Below are 21,395 nucleotides of genomic sequence, written 5' to 3'. Positions count from 1 at the left end.
ACTGGAGACTAGGCTGCTTCATTTCCCAACCACTCCTTCACCACCTGGGCGACCCGCTTGGAGTCGGCGCGCACGGCCTCGCGGGCGTTGCGCAGGCGGTCCTCGTAGGCATCGGAGGGCAGCGCCGCCGGCGGCTGCGGGGCCTGCAGGCCGAGCTGGGCCGTGTCCTCGGCCAGCGCGGGCAGGTCCTCGCCGTCCTCGACCAGGGAGACCTCGGCGGTGGCCGGCTCGGCTTTCTCCTCCTTCTTTGGCGCGGGCGGGGCGACGATCTGGCGGATGCTCGGGCGCAGCACGCCGAACAGCAGGGCCAGCACCACCACCGCTCCCACCAGCAGGCGCAGGGCGTCGCGCACGCGCGGGTCCTCCCACCACTTCGGCCCCTCGACCGCCGGCGCGTCGTCGCGCACGAACGGGGCGTTGACCACCGAGACCTGGTCGCCGCGGGCGGCGTCGAAGCCCACCGCCTGGCGCACCAGCTCCTGCAGGCGCGCCAGCTCCTGCTCCGACAGCGGCTGCAGGGCGACCTTGCCGTCCGGGCCGGGGCGCGGCACGTGGTCGACCACCACCGCGGCGGTCACCCGGCGGATGCGGCCGGCCGGCTGGCGGGTGTGCTGCAGGGTGCGGTCCAGCTCGAAGTTGCGGGTGGCGCTGCGCGAGCTGGTGCCGGCGGGCGCGGCCGCGGTGGTGCCGGGCAGCGGGGTGCCGTCGGCCTGCTGCTGGGCGACCGCGCCCGGCGGGGTGTTGCTGGTGGCGCCGGGGATGCCCTGCGGGCCCTCGCCGGCGGTGGTGTTCTCGCTGACCTGCTCGCTGCGCAGCTTCTGCGGCTCGGCGTTGAACAGCTCGCGGGCCTCCTCGGTGACCGAGAAGTCCATGTCCACCGTGACCTCGGCGTTGACCCGGCCGGTGCCGGTCAGCGGCTCCAGCAGCTCGCGGATGCGCTGGTTGAACGAGGTCTCCTGGCGCCGCACCTGCTCGAACTGGGCGGCGCTGAGGGCCGAGGCGCTGTCCTGGCCGTTGCTGCTGAGCAGGCGGCCGTTCTGGTCGACCACGGTCACCCGCTCCGGGGCCAGGTCCGGGATCGAGGAGGCGACCAGGTGGACGATGGCGTCCACCTGGTTGCGCTCGAGCAGGGCGCCGGAGCGCAGTTCCAGCACGACCGAGGCGCTGGCCACCTCGCGCTGGCGGGTGAAGGCCGAGGGCTTGGGGATGGCCAGGTGCACGCGCGCGTCGCGCACCGGGCGCAGGGTGGCGATGGTGCGCACCAGCTCGGTTTCCAGCGCGTGCTGGTAGCGCGCGTTCTCCACGAACTGGCTGACGCCGAAGCCCGGGTCGCGCTCCATCAGTTCGAAGCCCAGGCGGCCGCTCTCGGTCAGGCCGGAGCCGGCCAGCTTCAGGCGCGCGTCGTGCAGGTTGGCCTCCGGCACGGAGATGGCGCCGGTGGCCTGGTCGAGCTTGAACGGGATCTGCGCGGCGCGCAGCAGGTCGGCGGCCTCGGCCGTGGCCTTGGCGTCCAGCCCGGTGTACAGCGGGGTGTACTGCGGCTTCTGCGACCAGAAGAAGACGTACAGGCCGGCCGCCACCGCCAGCGAGATCGCCAGCAGGGTGCCGAGCTTCCGGCCCAGCTGCATCTCCTGCAGCTTGACCACCGCCTGGGCCGCCTTCTCGGTGGCCTGCTCGCGGTTGAAGCTGTCCTTGGAAAGAGTGATCGCCATCGTGTGTCAGTCCCTGGTCACAGCGGCATGTTCATGACGTCCTGGTAGGCCTGCACCAGCCGGTTGCGGACCTCCACCGTGGCGCGGAACGCCACCTGCGACTGCTGCGAGGCCACCATCACCCGGGCCAGGTCGGCGCCCGGCTCGCCGCGCTCGAACGCGGCCTGCAGCTCGCCGGCCTTGGCCTGGGCGGCGTTGACGCCTTCCAGGGCGCGGGCCAGGGTCTGGGTGAAGCTCGGCGCGGCGGTGCCCTGGGTCGCGCCCGGTGCCTGCATGGCGCCCAGTCCCTGGATCGCATCGCTGCGCGCCACGTCGCCCGCACGCGCGGCGGCCTGGCCGAGCTGGCCCTGGTAGGCGCGGATCTGCGACAGGACGGAGCTGATCGAGTCGGTCATGGGTTTCCCTGCGGCATGGGCCGGTGTCGCCGCAGGCGATGCAAGCGGTGTGCCACGGCGCCGGCGGGGCCTTGCGCCGGAAAACCGGCCCGGCTGCCGGCGGGGCGGGCGCGGCTGGCCCGGAAAACGCGAACGCCCCGCATCGCGGGGCGCTCCTGCGGGCCGGACGGGCCCGCGCGGGGGCACGGAGGATCAGCCCATCACCTCGCTGTGCTCCTTCTCGATGCCGTACTTGCGCAGCTTCTCGACCAGGGTGGTGCGGCGCAGGCCGAGCAGCTGTGCGGCGTGGGCCACCACGCCCTGGGTGCGCTCCAGCGCCTCGCGGATCAGCTTCAGCTCGATCCGCGCCATGTGCTCGCGCAGGTCCAGGCCGTCTTCCGGCAGCTCGACCGCGGCAGGTGCCTGTGCGGCCGGCGCGGCCGGCGTGGTGGTGGCAGCGGCAGTGGCGGGCACGATCGCCACCGGCTCGACGCCGGCCGGGACATGCGCGCGGTAGCGGGCCGGCAGGTCCTCCAGGCGCACCAGGCCGCCCGGGTTGAGCACGGCCAGGCGCTCGACCAGGTTGGTGAGCTCGCGCACGTTGCCGGGCCACGGGTAGCCGGCCAGCGCCGCCAGCGCGGCGTCGGCGAAGCGGATCTCGCCGCGGCCGGAGCGGGCCAGCTGCGCGGAGATGGTCTGCACCAGCGCCGGCAGGTCCTCGGCGCGCTCGCGCAGGGCCGGCATCTCGATCGGGAACACGTTGAGCCGGTAGAACAGGTCCTCGCGGAACTGGCCCTCGGCGATCCGGTCCTCGAGGTTGCGGTGGGTGGCGGCGATCACGCGCACGTTGCACTTGATGGTCTGGTTGCCGCCGACCCGCTCGAAGCTGCGCTCCTGCAGCACGCGCAGCAGCTTGACCTGCATCGGCAGGCTCATGTCGCCGATCTCGTCCAGCAGCAGGGTGCCGCCCTCGGCCATCTCGAAGCGGCCCTTGCGCGCGGTCAGCGCGCCGGTGAAGGCGCCCTTCTCGTGGCCGAACAGCTCGCTCTCCAGCAGGTCCGGCGGGATGGCGCCGCAGTTGATCGCCACGAACGGGCCGCCGCGGCGCGCGGACTGCTGGTGGATCGTGCGCGCGACCACTTCCTTGCCGGTGCCGGACTCGCCCAGCACCAGGACCGTGGTGTCGAACGGGGCCACCTGGCTGATCATGCGGCGCAGGCGCTGCACCGCCGGACTGGTGCCGGTCGGGCCGTCGTCGGCGCCGGAACCCTGCTGCTCGGCGTCCAGGCGCTTGAGGCTGGCCCGGCGCAGGCAGGCTTCCAGCTGGGCGTGGCGGATCGGCGATTCCAGCGGCCACACCCCGGCCTCGTGCAAGCCGTGGGCGGTGGCGAAGGCGGCGGTGTCGCCCTCCAGCAGCAGCACCGGCGGCGGCAGCTGGGCGGCGCCCAGCCAGGCGAAGAACGCGCGCGCGGACTCGTCGTCGTCCAGGGTGCCGACCACCACCGCCATCCAGTCGCTCGGGCGCTGGCGGCCGGTGTTGACGTCGGACGGCGAGGCGGCCCAGCGCGGGTTGAGGTCCATGAACTCGAGCAACCCGCACAGGTGCTCGGCACGCGGCCCCTGGCTATCGAGGACGAGGATGCGCGATTCGCTCATGACGCTTGGACTCCGGCTAGGCGCTCCAGGATCGGTACCACTTCCTGGAGGTAGGACAGTTTGCTGACGAAGCCGTCGGCACCGGCGCGGGTGGCGTGCTCGCGGTGCTCGGCGTCGTCGAAATGGGAGGCGATGACGATGAAGGGCGGCTCGTCCTGGGCCTTGATCAGGCGCGTGGCCTGCAGCCCGCCCATCTCGGGCATGGCCAGGTCCATCAGGACCACGTCCGGGCGCAGGGCCTCGGAGCGCTCGATCGCCTCCAGCCCGTTGCCGGCGGTGCCGGCCACCTCGAGCCACTCCAGCTTGCGGAAGTGGCGCAGGACGGCATTGATGAATCCCTCGTGATCGTCGACCAGCAGGACGCGGATCTTGCGCATCGGGCTACTCCGGGGGCGGGGGTCAGACGGCGCGCGCCAGCGCGGCGGGGGCGGCGGCGCGGCGGCGCTCGCGCGCGGTGGGGATGGAAAGCTGTTCGCGGTACTTGGCCACGGTACGCCGGGCGATGTGCACGCCCTGGCGCGCCAGCAGCGCGGCGATGGCGTCGTCGGCCAGCGGCCGGCCCGGCGGCTCGGACTCGATCAGGCGCTTCACCATCGCCCGCACCGCGGCGCCGGAGACGTTGGCGCCCTCCAGGCGCACGGCGAAGAACTGCTTGAGCTCGAAGGTGCCGCGCGGGGTCTGGATGTACTTGCCGCTGGTGATGCGCGAGACGGTGGACTCGTGCATGCCGATCTCGTCGGCCACTTCCTTGAGGGTCAGCGGGGCGATCGCTTCCTCGCCGCGGGCAAGGAAGGCGGCCTGGCGCTCGACCAGGACCCGGGTGGTGCGCAGCAGGGTCTCGTAGCGCATGGACAGGCCGCGGGTCAGCCAGCGCGCCTCTTGCAGCAGTTCGCGCATGGCCGCGGCGCCTTCGCCGTCGCCGGCGTGGGCCAGGGCGCGCTCGTAGCCGGCATTGATCGCCACGCGCGGGGCGGTGGCGGGGTTCAGCGCCACCCGCCACTGGCCGTCGGCATGCCAGGCCACCACGTCGGGGACCACGTAGCCGTCCGCCGTCTCCACCGCCTCCTGCAGCGGACGCGGCTGCAGCGACAGGATCAGGCGCACCGCCTCGGCGACATCGGCCTCGTCGGCATCCAGGCGGGCGGCGATGGCGGCATGGTCGTGCGCGGCCAGCGCATCGACGCAGGATTCCAGGATCCGCGCGGCCAGCGGCCGCCCGGGGCAGGGCGCGGGCAGGGCGGCCAGCTGTGCCTGCAGGCACTCGCCGACATCGCGCGCGGCCAGTCCGGCCGGCTCGCCGTGCAGCAGGCGCTGGCGCACCGCCTCGATGCGCGCGGCGGCCACGTCGAAGCGGGCGGTGGCGCGCAGCAGCAGGGCGGAGTGTTCGCCTTCCAGGTAGCCGGACTCGTCGCAGTGCTCCAGCCAGAAGGCGGCGATCTCCAGCTCGGCTGGCTCCAGTTCCAGGGCCAGGGCCTGCAGCACGCGCACGCAGGGGTCGCTGGAGCCGGGCTCGGCGATCCGCTGCGTGCGGTCCTCGCCTTCGCCGCTCCAGCTGGCGCCGGGCACGTCCCACATCGAGGGTTCGGGCAGTTCGTCGAAGGCGGCGGTCTCGACGCCGGCCACCGCAGCCGGCTCGACGTCCCCGGCGGCCGGCGCCTGGGCTTCGGCCTGGGCTTCCTCTTCCAGCTCCAGCAGTGGGTTCAGTTCCAGCGCACGGGTGACCTCCAGTTGCAACTGCTGGGCATTGAGCTGCAGCAGCCGGATCGACTGCAGCAGCTGCGGCGTCAGGTTGAGCTGCTGGCCCAACTGCGCGGACTGGATGGCCTTCATCTTGCTTTTCCCCATTCGGCGCCGGTTTCGTCACGCCGATGTGAAGCATCCTGCCCCGGTTGCGTCGGCGGAAGAATCGGGGGACGCCTGATTCCTGAGGGGGTAGCCCCTACAGCGTGTAGGGTTTTTACCTACAGCATCGTTGAAATCCTGACGCAGTGCGCATTTCGGGGACGGTGGCGCCGGAATTTCGCCGCGCCGGAACGGCTCAGCCCAGCTCGTGCTGGTGCTTGACCGCCAGCAGCACCAGTTCGCTGGCGCGGCGGCAGCCCAGGGCCTCCATCATGCGCGCCCGGTGGGTCTCCACCGTCTTGACGCTGATCCCGAGGCTGCTGGCGATTTCCTTGCTGCTGAGGCCGCGGCCGATCTGGGCCAGGATCTGGCGCTGGCGCGGGGGCAGGGCGGCCACGCCCTCGGGGCGGGCCTGGCGCGAGCGCCCCAGCAGCGGGGCGATCATGCGCGAGGAGATGCGCGGGCTGAGGAACACCTCGCCGTTGGCCGCCGCGCGCAGCGCCAGCTCCAGTTCCAGCGGGGCGGCATCCTTGACCACGAAACCGGCGGCGCCGCGGTCCAGGGCGTCGCGCACGTGCAGCGGGTCGTCGTGCATGGACATCATCACCACCCGCGTCTCCGGCACCTTCTCGAGGATCCCGCTGAGGGCCTCCAGGCCGGTGCGCCCTGGCAGGGACAGGTCGAGCAGGACCAGGTCGGGGCGGTGGATCGCGGCCAGGTCGATGGCCTGGTCGGCGTTGGCCGCTTCGGCGACCACGTCCACCCCTTCGAAGGTCTGCAGCAGGCGGCTGAGGCCCGCGCGGACCAGGGTGTGGTCGTCAACGATCAGAACTCGCACGGCCTGCTGCCGATCCCCGGGAAAATTCCTGCCACCTTAGCCCATGGGCGTGGGCTTTTGTAGCCATCCGCGACCGCGTTCGCGGTTCAAGCCTAGCGGCGGCGGGCGTCGGCGACCTGGCGGCGGTGCATGCGGAACAGGTGGCGGCCCATGGCCTCCTCCAGTCCCGGGGGCAGGGCGGGGAAGCGCAGCCAGACCCAGCTGGCCTGCGGCCCGCGTGCGGCGGCGCTGACGATCACCGGCAGCTCGACGTCGTCGGGCAGCCAGTCGGCCGGCTGCAGGCGCACGCTGCCGGCCGAGTCCGGCTCCGGCAGGGCGGCGTCGGCCGCCAGCTGCAGGCGCAGCCCGCGCACCGACCAGCGCAGCGGCGTGGGCGGCAACGGCGGATTGGCCTGGCGCACCAGCCGCCCCAGCAGCACCAGTACCAGGTCCAGCTTGGCGTCAAGGCGCTGCGCCAGCAGTGGCAGTTCGCCGCGCTTTTCCTCGCCGGAGTCCTCGCTGCCGCGCAGGTCCTCGACCTGGGCCAGGCCCTGCAGCAGGGCCTCGGCCTGGGCGGTGCGCGCGGTGGCGTCGGCCAGGTAGCTGGCCGGCAGGACGGCGTCGCAGGTGAGCACGTCGCCGAACAGCCCGTGCTCGGCGGCCTGCGCGGTGGCGGGCCAGGCGGGATTGTTCATGCACTACCTCCGGGGGCTTGGCCGTGGTCGAGCTGCAGGATGTTCTGCAGCTGGAGCAGGCCCCGCAGCACCAGCTGGGGGGCGGTGGGGCTGAAGGTCTCGATGAACTGGCGCAGGTGCAGCTCGTATCCGGCCAGCATCTCGCCGGCGGCCCCGAAGTCCTCGCATTCCAGCGCCTGGCGCAGGCAGGCCAGATCGTGCAACAGGGCGGCCAGCGTGGGGGCCGCCATCAGCGCACCCCTGCGTAGGCGTGTACCGCGCGGTTGGCCTGGCGCTGCTGGCGCATCAGCGCCTGCAGCCGGTCCTGGCGGACGCGCATGGCGGCGATGACCTGCTGCTGGCGCTCGTGCAGCGCCTGCACGCCCTCCCGCAGCGCGGCGGCGCCTTCCATCCGGCAGAACTCGTCCACGGCCCGGTCGTAGGCGTCCAGCATGGGCGGCATGGCCTCGATCTGGTCGCGCTCCAGCGCCTCCCGGATCCGGTCCATGGCCGCATGCAGTTCCGCCAGGCGGGCCGCGGCGCTCATGACGGCATCGCCACGCGCTGGGCCTGGGGAATGGAATTCCAGGCCGATTCGATCTCCACCAGCAGGTCCAGCGACTCGCGCAGCGGCGCCGGGTCGTTGTGCAGGTTGGCCTCGGTCAGGCGGCGGATGATGTAGTCATACAGCAACGCCAGGTTCGAGGCGACCTGGCCGCCGGCCTCGTGGTCCAGCGAGCCGCTGAGGTGGCCGAGGATCGCGCAGGCCTCGCCGATGGCCTTGCCCTTCTGGGCGACGTCGCCCTGGTCAAGGCACGCCTGGGCGCGGCGGATGCGCTGGCCGGCGCTCTCGAACAGCAGCGCGATCAGCTGGTGCGGATCGGCTTCCGCGACGCGGGAGGAGATCCCGGTGCGGCGGTACTGGTCGGCGAGGTTGCGCTTGGCGGCGTACATGGTGGGGATTCCTCGGGCGTTCTACGACCGGTGGCGGACGGAGCAACCGGTCACACCCCTGTTATCGGCGGCCCGGGCCATGGCTTGAGCTGGCTCCCGGATCAGTCCTTGCTGGCCTGGGCCAGCAGTCCGTTGAGCGAGCTGGCGCTGCCCTGCAGCTGCACGATCATGCTTTCCATGGCGGTGAACTGCGCCAGGTAGATCGAATGCAGCTTCTCCATCCGCAGGTCCAGCTGGTCCAGCTGGTCGTCCAGGCGCTCGCGCTGCTTCTTCAGGCTGTCGGTGCGCTGGGCGATGGTGCCCTCGTCGCTGTCGAGCTGGGCCTTGAGCAGCGTCTTCAGCGGAGTGGTGAGCGCGCCTTCGGCGCCGAACAGCCGCGACATGGCCTGCGGCTCCGACGCCAGGGTGTCGCCCAGCTTCGCCTTGTCGAAGCTCATCGTGCCGTTCTTGTCGACGCTGATGCCCAGGGCCTTGAGCGCCTGCGAGTTGCCGCTGGTCAGGGTACGCAGCTGCTGCTGCAGCCCGCGGACCAGGATGTCGCCGGTCAGGGCGGAGGCCGTCCTGGTGTTGGCGTCGTAGCTGCTGGTCGACTTCAGGACCGAGCCGAGGCTGTTGTAGGCCGAGACGAACGACTCGATGGCCTTCTCCAGCGCCGAATTGTCCTGCTTCACGTCCAGGCGGAACGTCTCGCCCGGCTTCGCCGCGGCGAGGGCCAGGGTCACCCCGGGCACCAGGCCGCTGATGCTGTTGCTGGCGGAGGTGCGCTCGAAGCCGTCCACCCGCACCCGGGCGTCGGCGGCGGCCACCTGTTCGGCCAGGCCGCCGCCGGCCCCGTTGCTGACCGCCAGCAGCCCGCCGTCGCCACCGCTGGCGGTGATCGACAGGGCATTTGCGACGCCGGTTTCGCGGGCGGTGAACACCAGATGTTCGCCGTCGTCGGCGGTGATGACGGTGGCGCTGACCCCCTTGCCGCCGGCCGCACGATTCACGGCGCGGGCAATGTCGGCCAGGGTGGCGCCCTCCGCGAACTCCACGCTCAGGCTCTGGTCGTCCTCGCTGCCCCAGGCGATGGTCAGGGTTCCGCTGCCGATCACCGCGCCGGGCGCGTGCCCGGCCGAGGACAGCTTCTGCGCCGTGGCCACCGACAGCACCTCGACGGCATAGCTGCCGGCCATGCCTTCGGACGAGCCGGTGGCGGTGAAGCCGGCGCCTTCCTGCACGGTGGCCTGGAAGGCGGGCTTGTCCGCGGCGGACGCGAGCTTGTCCAGCGCGGCCTGCAGCGAACTGAGGGCGTTCTTCACCTGGCCCACCGCCGACAGCTTGGCGTCGACCGTGCTGGCCTGGCTCTTGATCCGGGCCTCGGTGGGCAGGCGCGCGGCCTGCACGAGCTGGGCCGCCAGGCTTGCGATGTCCAGCCCGGAACCGCCCGTCGAGATCGATGCCATGGTGTTTCCTCGCTTGTCCAGGTTGCGCTGCCGCGCAGTGCTCCGGTGTCGATAGCGGCCGCCGGCGGCGCATCTTGAGGCGCCGCCGGCCGGACCTCAGTCGGGCAGCCAGGTGGCCAGCCAGGCGCCGGCACTGGCCTCGTCCAGCATCCAGTCGCGGTGGACCGCCTCGCGCAGGGCCTCGCCGGCCCGAGCGGCCGCGTCCAGGTCGCTGAGGTGCATGCGGATGGCCTCCATCCAGTCGCGGAAGCGCCGCTTGACCCGGGTGACCGGCAGGCCGTCGCGGAACGGCTCCACGTCGCTGCACACCACCGGGAATCCGCAGGCGCCGAACTCCAGCAGGCGCAGGTTGCTCTTGCAGCGGTTGAACTGGTTGTCCTCCAGCGGCGCGATCGCCAGGTCCAGGTCCAGGGCGGCCAGGCGCGCCGGGTACTGCTCGATCGCCACGCCCGGGTGGTACTCGTGCACGTACGGGCGCAGCCGCTCCGGGCACATGCCCATGAACACCCACTCGACCTCGCCGGCAAGCGCTTCGACCACGTCGGCCACCATTTCCAGGTCGCCGCGATGGCCGATGCCGCCGGCCCAGCCCACGCGCGGGCGCTTGCCCTGGCGCCGGCCGCCGCGCAGTCCGCCCCACCACTCGGCCGGCAAGCGGTTGCGCGACACCCGGATGTCCGGGTGCAGGTCGCGCAGCGCCTCGGCCAGCGGCTCGGTGGAGACCACCAGCCGGTCCACCTGCTTGAGCGCCGCACGCATGCTCTTGAGCACGTCCTGCGGCAGCTGGTTGCGATGCGCGCTCTTGAGCGGCACGTTGGGCAGGTAGTCGTCCAGCTCGGCCACCTTGAATACGTCGCTGAAGCCGGTCATGCGCCGCTGCGACTCGGCCTGTTCGGGCAGCATCTGGCGCTGGAACACCACCGCCTGCGGCGCCATCCGCTCCAGCTCCACCGGGCTCAGGTAGCGGTCGCCGACCCTGGCATCGGCCACCCCGTGGGCCGACATGGCCCGGGCCGGGTGGATCACGCGGTAGTAGCCGCAGCCGTGGCGGTCGGCGGGCAGGGCCAGGACCACGGGCAGGGGCCGCCAGGGCAGGGGATCGTGGTTCAGCCACGACGCGGTCTCGACCTGGAACGGCCGCTCGCCCAGCGAAAGGTTGAGGTTGTGCGCCGGGTCGCGCGCCAACCGCGGCAGCCATTGCCGGTACAGCTCCTCCAGCGAGGCCTTGGCCCGCTGCGCCTTGTCCTCCAGCGGCGCGGTGTCCACCCGGGCGCGGCTGGCGCCACCCTCGTGCAGGACCAGGGCATGCGGGGTCCAGACCACCAGGTAGCCGGCCTGGCCCACCCGCAGGCAGAAGTCCACGTCGCTGTGGGCGTGGCGCAGGTCGCCGCCACGCAGGCCACCCACCTCGTGGAACACGGCAGTCCGCACCATCAGGCAGGAGCCGGGGACCGCGGAGTAGTCCTGGTCCACCTGCAGGCGGTACATGTAGCCGGCGTCCTGCGGCTTGTGCCCCTCGAACGCAGGCGCCGCACCGATCCCGGCGCCCAGCACCAGGCCGGCCGCCTCCACGCTGCCGTCGGGCTTGATGAGCTTCGGCCCGACCACGCCGACCTCCGGCCGCTGGGCGTGGTTGAGCATGGTGTCCAGCCAGTCGCCGTCGACGATGGCGGTGTCGTTGTCCAGCAGCAGCAGGTACTCGCCGCGCGCTTGCGCGGCGGCGGCGTTGACCAGCGCCGGATAGTCGAACGGACCGGGATGGCGCAGCACGCGCAGGCGTTCGCTACCCATGGCCTCGATGCCGTCCAGCCAGCGGCACGCCGCCTCCTCGGTGCTGCCGTTGTCGACGACCAGCACCTCGTAGTTCGGGTAGCGGGTCTTCTCCAGCAGGGTGTCGAGGCAGCGCTGCACCAGGGCGAACTGGTCGCGGGTCGGGACCAGTACCGACACCAGCGGCTGGTCGGGGTGGCCATAGCCGACGCGGTACAGGCCGGGCAGGTGGCTGGCCACGCTCGCCCCCTCATAGCCGCGGTCGCGCAGATGGCGCAGGATCGCGCGCTCCTCCTCCGGCAGGCTGCGCAGCACCTGGAGCGGAGTGACCAGCAGCGGCTCGTGCACGTGGCCCAGGCCGGCGAAGCCGCCCGATTCGACCAGGCGCAGCAGCAGGTCCAGTTCCGCGGCCTGGCCGTGCTCCGGCGCCAGGCCGCCGGCCTCCAGCAGCACCTTGCAGTTGTACAGCCAGTGGCGGGCGTGGCTGCCCGGGGCGGACAGCAGCAGGTCGAGGTTGAAGTCCGGGCGGAACAGGGCGGAGAGGCCGCCGCCGGGATCGCGCTGCACCGCGTCGGCGTACACCGCGCGCAGCTCCGGATTGGCGACCAGGTTCACCGCCATCAACTGCATGGCCGGGGCCACGAACTCGCAGCCGGCATCGACCACCATCAGCCAGTCGCATGCGCCGGCCGCGGCGATCGCGTTGGCCGCGCCGGCCGCGCCGGCGGAAGCGCCGGCTGGCAGGGCCTCGATGCCCTGCGCTGCGTCGGCCGGCAGTGCGGTGCCGTCCGCGGCGACGCACCAGGTCTTCAGGTGCGGATACAGCTCCCGGGCCTGGGCCAGGCTGCGCAACGTGCGGCCCAGGCGCAAGGGATCGCTGCCGTTGACCAGCACGCCGATGACCGGGTTGGCTTCCTGGGCCAGGGCGCCGGCAATGATCTGCGCCTGCGCCGGCAACGGCGTGCGCGCCTCCAGCCAGCCACGCAGGCCGCCCGGGGCCGCTGCCACCGGCTGCCTGGCACGCACGGCCTCCTGGGTGGTCTCGATGAACTTGTGCAGCTGCTTCCAGAACCGGTCCTCGATCTTCACGACCAGTTCGCGGATGCGTCCGCACTGCGAACGCGCCAGCTCGAGCGATTCCTGCGAGTCGTCCCAGGCGAAGCCGCCGCCGCCGAGGTCGGCGACGGTCCGCGGCGTGACCGCCAGGTTCTCGTACCCGGGCGCGACCAGCGGCACCACCGGGCAACCGCACATGATCGCCAGGCGGCAGGTGGTGGAGGACTCGTAGGTGTAGAGCACGCGCGCCTGGCGCAGCACGTCCGCCAGCTCGTCCAGCCCCAGCCGGTTCTCCGGCGAGAGCACCACGATGCCGGGCGGCAGGCGCGAGAAGTCCACCTCCGAGGCGGGCACGCGGTTGAGGTAGAGCAGGTCCAGCGTGCGCTCGACCTCCGGCTGCGGGCTGAAGCGCTCCGGATCCACCATCGGCACGGTAAGCAGCTGGCCCGGGCGCTCCGGGTCCATGAACTCCCTGCGGTGGTAGATGTACAGGTCGTCCGGGCCGGGATCCATCGGCTTGCCGCCGATCACGCCCTCGCGGTTGAGCATGTAGCGCACCGCCACCGCGGCCGGGATCGGCGAGCCCTGCACGATTTCCGGATAGATGGCGATGCCCGGCCGGCCTTCCGCCACGTGCCGGGCGATCATCTCGTCCGTGAGCACGGGCGTTTTCAGCGCCGGGTTGAGCACCTTGGCCCCCACCAGGTAGGCGTCCGCGCCCTCGAGGTTGAGCGCATGGCACAGGTAGTGGACGCACTGCACCCGGGACGAGGCTTCCTGGTAGTCGGGAGCCATCAGGTAGTAGGGGAAGCGCAACCTGCGGTGGAGTCTGCTCTGGTACATGGATCACCCGGGGAGTGGATGGCCGCGCGGCCCGGACGGGCGCGCGCCGTGGGGCGGCACCCGGACCGGATCCCGGAAGCGGGGCCATCCGCCGCCGGGCCGTCGTCGCGCAGCGGCTGCCGCCGGCGACCGGGAAGCTGATGCAAGCCGCGTGCCGCCGCCGGGCGCCGGAAAAAAGGAAAGCCCGCCCCGGTGGGACCGGGGCGGGCCTGGTGCGGTTACCGCGCTGGCCTGGCTTACTGCAGCAGGCTCAGGACGTTCTGCGGGATCGCCTTGGCCTGGGCCAGCATCGCCGTACCGGCCTGCTGCAGGATCTGGTTGCGGGTCAGTTCCGCCGTCTCCTTCGCATAGTCGGTGTCCTGGATGCGGCTGCGGGCGGCCGACAGGTTTTCCGAGCTGGTCTGCAGGTTGGAGATCACCGACGAGAAGCGGTTCTGGATCGCACCCAGGGCGGCGCGGGCGTCGTTGACCGTCTTCAGCTGGCTGTCGATCGCGGTCAGCGCGGCGGTGGCACCAGATGCCGTAGAGATATCCAGGGCGGCGACCGCCGTTGCCGTAGCACTCATGTTAACCGTGCTGATGGTGATCTGGTTATCGGTGCTGGCGTCCGCGCCAACCTGGATCTCGAAGGTGGAGCTGCTGCCGTCCAGCAGCTTGATGCCGTTGAAGTGGGCGTTGTCCTTGACGCGGGTGATTTCCGCGGACAGCTCCTCCACTTCCTTCTGCAGCGCGGCGCGGTCGTCGTCGCTGTTGGTGCCATTGGCGGCCTGCACGGCCAGCTCGCGGATGCGCTGCAGGTTGTCGGTGATCGAGCCAAGGGCGCCTTCGGCGGTCTGCGCCAGCGAGATGCCGTCGTTGGCGTTGCGGGCGGCGACGTCCATGCCGCGGACCTGGGCGGTCATGCGCTGGGCGATGGCCAGGCCGGCGGCGTCGTCCTTGGCGCTGTTGATGCGCAGGCCGGAGGACAGGCGCTGGATCGTGGTCGCCATGCTCGCGCTGCTGGTGCTCAGGTTGCGCTGCGCATTGAGCGACATCACGTTGGTGTTGATGACTTGTGCCATTTTGAGTCTCCTCTAAGCGATTCATCCCGGCGGGTAGGACTGCGTAAGCCTTGGCCGGACCTCCGCAGGGGGGTCATCAATCTGACCGGTGCCGCTGCTGTATCCATTAACGGCGGCAGCATTCGAAGCTTTAGTGCCGTGCCGGAATTCTTTTCTTTGCTACCGGGCACTTGCGTGGCTCAAAGAGCCTGCCCCCGGTCGCCTCCGGCTACGGTATCGATTAACGGCAGCGCCGTGCCGGGCTTTAGGGGGGGCGTGACGAAAAGAAAAACGGCGCGGTTTCCCGCGCCGTCCCAGGTCCCGCGTCGGCCCCTTCGGGCCTAGCGCAGGAGGTTGAAGAGCGACAGCCCCTGCATGCGGGTGAACACGGTCTGCGCCGTCTGCAGCGCGGTGCTTTCCAGCTGGAAGCGGGTGATCGCGTCCGCGTAGTCCAGGTCGCGCATGCCGGACAGGGTAGTCTTGAGCGTGACCGCATTGGCCTCGCGCAGCGAGGCCGCGTCGTCCACCAGGGCCAGCTGGGCGCCGCCGGCGGCGCGGGCGTCGATCATGTTCTCGGCCGCGCGCGCGACATCGCGCATGGATGCCTGCAGGGCGTTGCGCCTCGCGGCCTTGTCCCCGGCGGTGACCACCGGCGCCTCGAGCGCGTCGATCATCTCCTGCACGGTTGCGAACACGTCGCGCGTGCCCGCCGGGCCGATCTGCAGCTCGTCGCCGTCCGCGGGCTGGCCGCTGACCGAAAGGCGCAGGCCGCCGAACTCGATGTCGGTCTTCGGCGCCCAGGTACCGCCGCCGACCATGTTGTTGTCCGCGTCGAACACTTCATAGCCGTTGCCGGCGGTGAAGCGGATCGTATAGCTCTCGCCATTCCAGCCGCCTGCGGTGCTACGGCTGAAGCTCTCCAGTATCCCGGTACCGCTGTTGCCGGCGGCCATGCGTGCGTCCACGGTGCCGTCACCGGTGCGGATGCGCATGAAGACTTCGCTGCCCGGCAGCGTGTCCTGCACGAAGCTGCCCGGCGCGATCTCGACCGAGCGCTGGGTCTGGTCGCCGTTGTAGGCGATGCCGCCGGCGACCCGGCTGAACGGCGCGACGTCGTCGGCCGCTCCGCCGAAAAGATAGCGCCCGGTGCCGTCCGTGCTGTTGGCCAGGCTGATCAGGTTGTCGCGGATCGCGCGCAGCTCGGCGGCGATGGACTTGCGGTCATCGTCCGAGAGCGTGTCGGCGTTGGCCTGCACCGCCAGCTCGTTGATGCGGATCATGTCGTCGCCGATCAGCGCAAGGACGTTCTCCTGCAGGCCCAGGCGGTGGTTCACGGTGTTGGCGTTGAGCCCGAACCGCTCCAGTTCGGCCAGCGAGCGGTCCAGGCCCACGGCGGCGCCCACGCCGACCGGGTCGTCCTTGGCGGTGATGTTTTTCTGCCCGGTCGCGACCTGCTGCTGCAGCTGCGAGAGCTTCTTCTGCCGCGCCAGCATGGTGGCCAGCGACAGGTCGTACATCAGGCTGGTGGAGATGCGCGAATTCATCGGCGGACGGCGCTCAGGATGGACTGGAACAGGTTGTCGGCGGTGGAGATGATCTGCGCGGCGGCCTGGTAGGCCTGCTGCAGGCGCAGCATGTTGGCCGCCTCCTCGTCGAGGTTGACGCCGGCCACCGCGTCGCGCGCGGCCCTGGCGTCGTCGTGGATCACCTGCTGCGCGTCGGCCGCGTACTCGGCCTGGCGCGCGGCCGAGCCGACCATGGTGGTGAGGCCGCCGACCGCGCCGTTGAGGCTGATGGTGCCGCTGCTGACCACGCGCGCGTCGTCCAGGTTGGCCAGGCGGGTGGCATTGCCGTTGTCGCCGCTGCCGGGTGCCGCGCGCGAGATGGTGAACTGGTCGCCGGCCGCCGGGATGCCATCGAGCACTACGCTCCAGCCGTTGGCGCTGATGCGCTGGCCCGGGGTGAAGGCGAACGGGCCGGCGCCGTCGATGGTGTACTGCCCGGCGTCGAGGAACTCGATGACCGCGTCCTGCAGCAGGGCGGGATCGGAGGCGTCCTCCACGCGCAGGCCGGACAGCGCGCCGCTGCCCACGTTGGACAGCGCGGCGTTGCCACGCACCGGCGTGGCGGCGGCAATGCGCGACGGATCGGAGATCGCCACCGAGAAGCCACCCGGCGCGCGCGCGGTCGGCTGCACCAGGAAGCGGTCGCCGATCGCGGCGGTGCCGGAAACCTGCAGCGAGATGCCGGCGACCACGAACGGGTCAGCCGCGGTGCCGCTGCCGGTCATCGGCAAGGCCTCGCCGGTGTCGGAGCGCATCGCGATCCAGCCGGTATCGCCCAGGCGCAGCACCAGGTTCTGGCCGTCGAGCGCGGACACGTCGGCGACCTGGGCCTGGAGGGTGGCGCCGCCGCCGTTGCCGGCGTGCGCGTTGACCTGCGGCGCCGGCACGTCGAAGAAGGCGCCGCCCAGGTTGCCGTACAGGTCCATGCCCGCGGCGTGGCCCTGGTTGAAGGTGGTCGCCATCGCCACCGCGATCCGGCCCAGCTCGGCGGCTGCCGGGTCCAGCACGGTGTTGCGGAACTCCAGCAGGCCGCCCATCCGGCCGCCCAGCACGCGCTGGTCCAGCACGGTCCGAGAAGCGCCGCCGTCCAGCGCCAGCTGCAGGCGCTCGGGACGGTAGGGATCGGCCACGGTGGTCAGCTTCGAGGCCTGCACGCCCACCACCAGCGGCTGGCCACCGGCGGTGAACACGTTGATCGCGCCGCCGTCCTGCATGACCGCGGTACCGCCGGTGTAGCCGACCAGTTCGGCCACCAGCTGGTCGCGGCGATCCAGCAGGTCGGGCGCGGCCTTGCTGGCGTCCGAGCCGACCTCGCCGTTGATGCGGGCGATCTCCGCGGCCAGGCGGCTGATCTCGCTGGCGCCGGCCAGCAGGCTGTTGTTGATCTCCGAATCCAGCGAGGCGATGTGGCCGTCGAGCTGGCGGAAGCGGGTGGCCAGGGCGTTGGCCTCGGCCAGCACGTTCTGGCGCTCGGCGGTGGCGGCGGCGTTGGAGGACAGCGCGCTGACCGAGTCGAAGAAGTTGGACCAGGCGCCGGCGAGGTTGGTGGCGCTGTCGGAAAACAGCGCGTCCAGGCGCGAAGTCAGGGCGGAAAGCTGCTGCAGGCGCGCCAGTTCACCACCGCTGTCGAGCAGGCGAGAGGTCGCCAGCTCGTCGGCCATGCGCCGGATGTCGGCGACCTTGGTGCCGCTGCCGACGTAGCCGTAGCCGTAGTCGATCGGCGTGCGCGTGGCGAAGTCGACGCGCTGCCGGGTATAGCCCTCGGTGTTGACGTTGGCGACGTTGTGGCTGACCGTCGAAAGCGCCCGCTGGAACGCGAGCAGGGCGCCGGTGCCGGTGGACAGGACGGACATCGCTTATCTCCTGGTGAAGCCGGCCACGTCGGCCGCGGCCAGCGCGCCGCCGGCCGCGCGCGCGGCCACGCCGGCGATCGCCTGCATGGCGCGGTTGACGGTCGGGCCATTGGCGATGGCGGTGATCTTGGCCGCGTAACCCGGATCGGTGGCATAGCCGGCGTTCTGCAGCGCCTGGGCGAAGCGGCGGACGTCGCCGCCGGCCTGCAGCGCCTTTTGGTAGCGCGGGTTGCTCTTCAGCAGGCGCACGTAGTCGGCGAAGCTCTCGGCCGGGGAGGCGTAGGCACGGAACTGCGCGGTCTCGGTGCGGCGCACGCCGCCGGCGTATTCGTGGGTGCGGGTGGTGGCGCGCTCGCCGCTCCAGCCGTTGGCCTTGATGCCGAACAGGTTGTTGGCGCTGCCGCCGCCATCGCGCTGGATCTGGCGCCGGCCCCAGCCCGTTTCCAGCGCGGCCTGGGCCACCAGGGCGCGCGCGTCCACGCCCAGTTCCCGGGCCGCGGCCTGGGCCTGGTCCCAGATGCTGGCGACGAAGTGCTCGGGGCTGCGCGGCGCGAACTCCGCCGCCGCCCGGGCGGCGGCGCCCGGCGGGACCATGCCGGTGGTGGCCGCGGCGCCCTCCGGGCCGGCCATCAGGCGGCGGACCAGCGCGTCCAGCGGCGAGCCTTCGCCGGCATCGCCGCCCTCGCGGCCGGCGATCAGGTCCAGGGCGCGGTCGGCCGCGGCGGCGGGCATGTCCATCGCCCCCGCGGCGCTGGCATAGGCCTGGGCCGCGGCGGCGCGGGTCGGGCCGGGGCGGGCGTCGATGCGGGTATCCAGCGGCTTGCCGCCGGTGGCGTCGATGCCGCTCTGGCGCGCCAGCTGGCGCGCGATCATCGGCGCCAGCCCCAGGCCCTTGCCGGAGGTCAGCGCCTGCGCCATCTGCTGGTCGTACATGTCACGGAAGACCTGGTTCTCGTTGGGGAACAACGAGTCGCCGAAGCTGGCGTCGCGCATGCTCTTGACCAGCATCCGCGCGAACTGGCCTTCGAGCTGGCGCGCGGCGTGTTCCACCCGCGCGGCGTCGGGAGCGGACTGGGGCGCCAGTTCCAGCGGGCGGGCGTCGATGCGCATCAGATCACTTCCAGCTCCGCGCGCAGCGCGCCGGCCTGCTTCAGGGCCTCGAGGATGGCGATCAGGTCGCCCGGCGCGGCGCCAACCTCATTCACCGCGCGCACGATCTCGTCCAGGGTGGTGCCGCCCTCGAAGCGGAACATGCGGCTGCCTTCCTGCGCGCTGCTGATGGAGGAGGTCGGGGCGGCCACGGTGCCGCCGCCGGCGAAGGCGCCGGGCTGGCTCACCTGCACGCCCTCGTTGATGGTCACGGTCAACGCGCCGTGGGTGACCGCCGCCGGCATCACCCGCACCTGCGAACCGATCACCACCGTGCCGGTGCGGGCGTTGACGATGACCTTGGCAGGCGCGGTGCCCGGGGTCAGTTCCAGGTTCTCGATCTGGGAGAGGAAGCTGATGCGCATGCCCGGGTCCGACGGCGCGGACACGGCCACCGTCACCCCGTCCACCGCGCGCGCCACGCCGGGGCCGTACATGCGGTTGATCGCGTCGACCATGCGCGCGACGGTGGTGAAGTCGGTGCGGTGCAGGTTGAGGGTCAGGTCGCCGCCGGCCTCCAGCACGTTGGGCAGGGCGCGCTCGATGGTGGCGCCGTTGGGGATGCGCCCGGTGCTGGGGATGTTGACCGCCACGCGCGAGCCGTCGCGGCCCTGGGCGCCGAAGCCGCCGACCACCAGGTTGCCCTGGGCGATGGCGTAGACCTGGCCGTCGGCGCCCTTCAGCGGCGCCATCAACAGCGAACCGCCGCGCAGCGACACCGCGTTGCCGATCGAGGACACGGTCACGTCGATGGTCTGGCCGGGCTTGGCGAACGGCGGCAACTCGGCGTGGATCGCCACCGCGGCCACGTTCTTCAGCTGCGGGTTGACGTTGGCCGGCACCTGCACGCCCAGCTCGGCGAGCATGTTCTTCAGGCTCTGCACGGTGAACGGCGCCTGGCTGGTGCGGTCGCCGCTGTTGTCCAGGCCCACCACCAGGCCGTAGCCGACCAAGGCGTTGCTGCGCACGCCGCCGACCTGGGCCAGGTCCTTGATGCGCTCGGCCTGCGCCGGCGCGGCCACCAGGGCCAGCAGCACCAGCGCGCAGGCGAGGGCGCGCAGGCCGGAAATGGGGTTGCGGGACGTTGCCATGGGGCGACCTCAGTACGGGTACAGGCCGGAATTGAAGAAGCGGCTCAGCCAGCCCATCGCGTTGGACTGGGCCAGCGCGCCGCGGCCGCCATAGACGATCCGCGCCTCGCCGACCCGGCTGGAGGGCACGGTGTTGTCGCGCGAGATGTCCTGCGGGCGGACGATGCCCTGGATCTGCACCAGCTCGTCGCCCTGGTTGAGGCGCAGGTTCTTCTGCCCCTGCACGACCAGGTTGCCGTTGGGCAGGCGCTGGATCACGCTCACGGTGACGCTGCCCTGCAGGCGGTTGCTCTGGCTGGACTTGCCCTGGCCGTCGAAGCCGCGCTCGCCGTTGGCCGAGGCCGAGAGGATGTCGCGGCCCTTGAAGCTCACCGGCCCGCCGAACAGCGAGGGCACCCCGGTGGACAGCTCGCTGTCCTTGCTGACCTGGGTGGTGGCGCTGGTCTGCGCGGTGGTGGACTCGACCAGGGTGATGGTCAGCAGGTCGCCGACGTCGCGGGCGATGCGGTCGCCGTACAGCGACAGCCCCTGGCCGCCGGCGTAGATCGCGCCGGGCGTTGGCGCGGCCTGGGCCGGCATGACCGGGACGATCGGCGCCATCGGCGGGTAGGGGCGCACGTCGCCGGCGGCCGCGCAGCCGCCCAGCAGCAGCACGGCCGGCAGCGCCAGGACGAGGGCGGAACGGGGACGCGGGTTCATGGCAGGACTCCAGCGGCGCTAGCGCGGTCAGACGTTGTTGTTGAGGAAGCCGAGCATCGAGTCGGTGGTGGAGATGGCCTTGGCGTTCATTTCGTACGCGCGCTGGGTCTCGATCATGCTCACCAGCTCCTCGACCACGTTGACGTTGCTGCCCTCCAGCGCACCCTGTTCGATCAGGCCCAGGCCATTGAGGCCGGGCGTGCCGTTCTGCGCCGGTCCGGAGGCGGTGGTCTCCACGTACAGGTTCTCGCCGCGTGCCTGCAGGCCGGCGGGATTGATGAAGTCGGTGAGGGTCAGGGCGCCGATCTCCAGCGCCTGGCCGTCGCCGGCCATCTGCACGGTGATCGTGCCGTCGGTGCCGATGGTCATCGACTGCGCGCCCTCGGGGATCTGGATGCCCGGCTGCACCGGGTAGCCGCTGCTGGTCACCAGCTCGCCCTGGGCGTTGACCTGGAAGCTGCCGTCGCGGGTGTAGGCCGAGCTGCCGTCGGGCATCAGCACCTCGAAGAACCCGCGGCCGTTGATCATCACGTCCAGGGCGCGGCCGGTCTGCTGCGGGTTGCCCTGCTGGAAGTCCTTGGCGGTGGACACCACGCGCACGCCGGTGCCCAGCTGCAGGCCGGATGGCAGCTGGGTCTGCGCCGAGGTCGAGCCGCCGGGCTGGCGCACCTGCTGGTACAGCAGGTCCTCGAAGTTGGCGCGGTCGCGCTTGAAGCCGGTGGTGTTGGTGTTGGCCAGGTTGTTGGCCACCACGGACATGCGCGTCTGCTGCGCATCCAGACCGGTCTTGGCGACCCAGAGTGCCTGATTCATGACGCGGAACCTCACGTGACGGATTGACGCCACCCCTGATGC

At 71.8% G+C, this 21,395-nt stretch carries 19 protein-coding genes; all 19 read right to left on the bottom strand.

The genetic code is table 11. From position 1 onward, the window contains the following. Window positions 1–8: 8 nt before the first annotated feature. Window positions 9–1,712 (bottom strand): flagellar basal-body MS-ring/collar protein FliF, encoded by a 1,704-nt coding sequence (gene fliF / locus EIM47_RS12870; protein WP_028915054.1) that lies wholly within the window; start codon window positions 1,710–1,712, stop codon window positions 9–11. A gap of 17 nt (window positions 1,713–1,729) precedes the next feature. Then, window positions 1,730–2,107 (bottom strand): flagellar hook-basal body complex protein FliE, encoded by a 378-nt coding sequence (gene fliE / locus EIM47_RS12865; RefSeq protein WP_125077130.1) that lies wholly within the window; start codon window positions 2,105–2,107, stop codon window positions 1,730–1,732. 192 nt (window positions 2,108–2,299) lie between these two features. After that, window positions 2,300–3,742: a sigma-54 dependent transcriptional regulator gene (locus EIM47_RS12860; RefSeq protein WP_125077129.1), complete on the bottom strand. Its 1,443-nt coding sequence runs from the start codon at window positions 3,740–3,742 to the stop codon at window positions 2,300–2,302. Then, on the bottom strand, window positions 3,739–4,119 hold the full coding sequence (locus EIM47_RS12855) for a response regulator transcription factor (RefSeq protein ID WP_019398891.1): 381 nt from the start codon (window positions 4,117–4,119) through the stop codon (window positions 3,739–3,741). Before EIM47_RS12855 ends, EIM47_RS12860 begins: the two co-directional genes overlap by 4 nt. 22 nt (window positions 4,120–4,141) lie before the next feature. Next, the gene (gene rpoN / locus EIM47_RS12850) at window positions 4,142–5,572 is read right to left on the bottom strand and encodes an RNA polymerase factor sigma-54 (protein WP_125077128.1); all 1,431 of its coding nucleotides are present in this window, start codon (window positions 5,570–5,572) and stop codon (window positions 4,142–4,144) included. 208 nt (window positions 5,573–5,780) lie between these two features. Next, window positions 5,781–6,422, bottom strand: a complete 642-nt coding sequence (locus tag EIM47_RS12845) for a response regulator transcription factor (RefSeq protein WP_019398893.1) — start codon at window positions 6,420–6,422, stop codon at window positions 5,781–5,783. 92 nt (window positions 6,423–6,514) lie between these two features. Then, window positions 6,515–7,096, bottom strand: a complete 582-nt coding sequence (locus EIM47_RS12840; protein WP_028915046.1) for a PilZ domain-containing protein — start codon at window positions 7,094–7,096, stop codon at window positions 6,515–6,517. Further along, window positions 7,093–7,326, bottom strand: a complete 234-nt coding sequence (locus EIM47_RS12835; RefSeq protein ID WP_125077127.1) for a hypothetical protein — start codon at window positions 7,324–7,326, stop codon at window positions 7,093–7,095. The genes EIM47_RS12840 and EIM47_RS12835 overlap by 4 nt, the downstream gene beginning before the upstream one ends. After that, window positions 7,326–7,622, bottom strand: a complete 297-nt coding sequence (locus EIM47_RS12830) for a hypothetical protein (protein ID WP_125077126.1) — start codon at window positions 7,620–7,622, stop codon at window positions 7,326–7,328. The genes EIM47_RS12835 and EIM47_RS12830 overlap by 1 nt, the downstream gene beginning before the upstream one ends. After that, window positions 7,619–8,029 carry a flagellar export chaperone FliS gene (gene fliS / locus EIM47_RS12825; protein WP_125077125.1) on the bottom strand — a complete coding sequence of 137 codons (411 nt, stop codon included), beginning with the start codon at window positions 8,027–8,029 and terminating at the stop codon, window positions 7,619–7,621. The genes EIM47_RS12830 and fliS overlap by 4 nt, the downstream gene beginning before the upstream one ends. Window positions 8,030–8,130: 101 nt before the next feature. Further along, on the bottom strand, window positions 8,131–9,474 hold the full coding sequence (gene fliD, locus EIM47_RS12820) for a flagellar filament capping protein FliD (protein WP_125077124.1): 1,344 nt from the start codon (window positions 9,472–9,474) through the stop codon (window positions 8,131–8,133). 96 nt (window positions 9,475–9,570) lie between these two features. Beyond that, a complete protein-coding gene (locus tag EIM47_RS12815; RefSeq protein WP_125077123.1) occupies window positions 9,571–13,143 on the bottom strand; it encodes a glycosyltransferase in 3,573 nt (1,190 codons plus the stop codon). A 236-nt stretch (window positions 13,144–13,379) separates the two neighbouring features. Next, complete coding sequence (locus tag EIM47_RS12810; protein WP_125077122.1) at window positions 13,380–14,204, bottom strand: flagellin domain-containing protein; 825 nt, start codon at window positions 14,202–14,204, stop codon at window positions 13,380–13,382. 320 nt (window positions 14,205–14,524) lie between these two features. Further along, window positions 14,525–15,727: a flagellar hook-associated protein FlgL gene (flgL, locus tag EIM47_RS12805; RefSeq protein ID WP_125077121.1), complete on the bottom strand. Its 1,203-nt coding sequence runs from the start codon at window positions 15,725–15,727 to the stop codon at window positions 14,525–14,527. Beyond that, entirely contained in the window at window positions 15,724–17,601 is a 1,878-nt protein-coding gene (flgK, locus tag EIM47_RS12800; RefSeq protein WP_125077120.1) for a flagellar hook-associated protein FlgK, read from the bottom strand. The genes flgL and flgK overlap by 4 nt, the downstream gene beginning before the upstream one ends. 3 nt (window positions 17,602–17,604) lie before the next feature. Beyond that, window positions 17,605–18,711 carry a flagellar assembly peptidoglycan hydrolase FlgJ gene (flgJ, locus tag EIM47_RS12795; RefSeq protein WP_125077119.1) on the bottom strand — a complete coding sequence of 369 codons (1,107 nt, stop codon included), beginning with the start codon at window positions 18,709–18,711 and terminating at the stop codon, window positions 17,605–17,607. Further along, window positions 18,711–19,841 (bottom strand): flagellar basal body P-ring protein FlgI, encoded by a 1,131-nt coding sequence (locus tag EIM47_RS12790; RefSeq protein ID WP_019398903.1) that lies wholly within the window; start codon window positions 19,839–19,841, stop codon window positions 18,711–18,713. Before EIM47_RS12790 ends, flgJ begins: the two co-directional genes overlap by 1 nt. 9 nt (window positions 19,842–19,850) lie before the next feature. Next, entirely contained in the window at window positions 19,851–20,540 is a 690-nt protein-coding gene (gene flgH, locus EIM47_RS12785) for a flagellar basal body L-ring protein FlgH (protein ID WP_125077118.1), read from the bottom strand. A gap of 27 nt (window positions 20,541–20,567) precedes the next feature. Next, a complete protein-coding gene (gene flgG, locus EIM47_RS12780) occupies window positions 20,568–21,353 on the bottom strand; it encodes a flagellar basal-body rod protein FlgG (RefSeq protein WP_019398905.1) in 786 nt (261 codons plus the stop codon). Window positions 21,354–21,395 lie beyond the last annotated feature (42 nt).

This window comes from Pseudoxanthomonas sp. SGT-18 (genome assembly GCF_003931645.1).
Taxonomy (GTDB): Bacteria; Pseudomonadota; Gammaproteobacteria; order Xanthomonadales; family Xanthomonadaceae; genus Pseudoxanthomonas.
Note: the sequence above shows the minus strand (reverse complement) of the source record. Positions and strands in the feature narration are given on the sequence as shown.

Bases quoted from the DNA above. Each gene is read 5' to 3' on its own strand.
- fliF (WP_028915054.1), bottom strand. From the start codon at position 1,712: ATGGCGATCACTCTTTCCAAGGACAGCTTCAACCGCGAGCAGGCCACC.
- fliE (WP_125077130.1), bottom strand. From the start codon at position 2,107: ATGACCGACTCGATCAGCTCCGTCCTGTCGCAGATCCGCGCCTACCAG.
- EIM47_RS12860 (WP_125077129.1), bottom strand. From the start codon at position 3,742: ATGAGCGAATCGCGCATCCTCGTCCTCGATAGCCAGGGGCCGCGTGCC.
- EIM47_RS12855 (WP_019398891.1), bottom strand. From the start codon at position 4,119: ATGCGCAAGATCCGCGTCCTGCTGGTCGACGATCACGAGGGATTCATC.
- rpoN (WP_125077128.1), bottom strand. From the start codon at position 5,572: ATGAAGGCCATCCAGTCCGCGCAGTTGGGCCAGCAGCTCAACCTGACG.
- EIM47_RS12840 (WP_028915046.1), bottom strand. From the start codon at position 7,096: ATGAACAATCCCGCCTGGCCCGCCACCGCGCAGGCCGCCGAGCACGGG.
- EIM47_RS12835 (WP_125077127.1), bottom strand. From the start codon at position 7,326: ATGGCGGCCCCCACGCTGGCCGCCCTGTTGCACGATCTGGCCTGCCTG.
- EIM47_RS12830 (WP_125077126.1), bottom strand. From the start codon at position 7,622: ATGAGCGCCGCGGCCCGCCTGGCGGAACTGCATGCGGCCATGGACCGG.
- fliS (WP_125077125.1), bottom strand. From the start codon at position 8,029: ATGTACGCCGCCAAGCGCAACCTCGCCGACCAGTACCGCCGCACCGGG.
- fliD (WP_125077124.1), bottom strand. From the start codon at position 9,474: ATGGCATCGATCTCGACGGGCGGTTCCGGGCTGGACATCGCAAGCCTG.
- EIM47_RS12815 (WP_125077123.1), bottom strand. From the start codon at position 13,143: ATGTACCAGAGCAGACTCCACCGCAGGTTGCGCTTCCCCTACTACCTG.
- EIM47_RS12810 (WP_125077122.1), bottom strand. From the start codon at position 14,204: ATGGCACAAGTCATCAACACCAACGTGATGTCGCTCAATGCGCAGCGC.
- flgL (WP_125077121.1), bottom strand. From the start codon at position 15,727: ATGAATTCGCGCATCTCCACCAGCCTGATGTACGACCTGTCGCTGGCC.
- flgK (WP_125077120.1), bottom strand. From the start codon at position 17,601: ATGTCCGTCCTGTCCACCGGCACCGGCGCCCTGCTCGCGTTCCAGCGG.
- flgJ (WP_125077119.1), bottom strand. From the start codon at position 18,711: ATGCGCATCGACGCCCGCCCGCTGGAACTGGCGCCCCAGTCCGCTCCC.
- EIM47_RS12790 (WP_019398903.1), bottom strand. From the start codon at position 19,841: ATGGCAACGTCCCGCAACCCCATTTCCGGCCTGCGCGCCCTCGCCTGC.
- flgH (WP_125077118.1), bottom strand. From the start codon at position 20,540: ATGAACCCGCGTCCCCGTTCCGCCCTCGTCCTGGCGCTGCCGGCCGTG.
- flgG (WP_019398905.1), bottom strand. From the start codon at position 21,353: ATGAATCAGGCACTCTGGGTCGCCAAGACCGGTCTGGATGCGCAGCAG.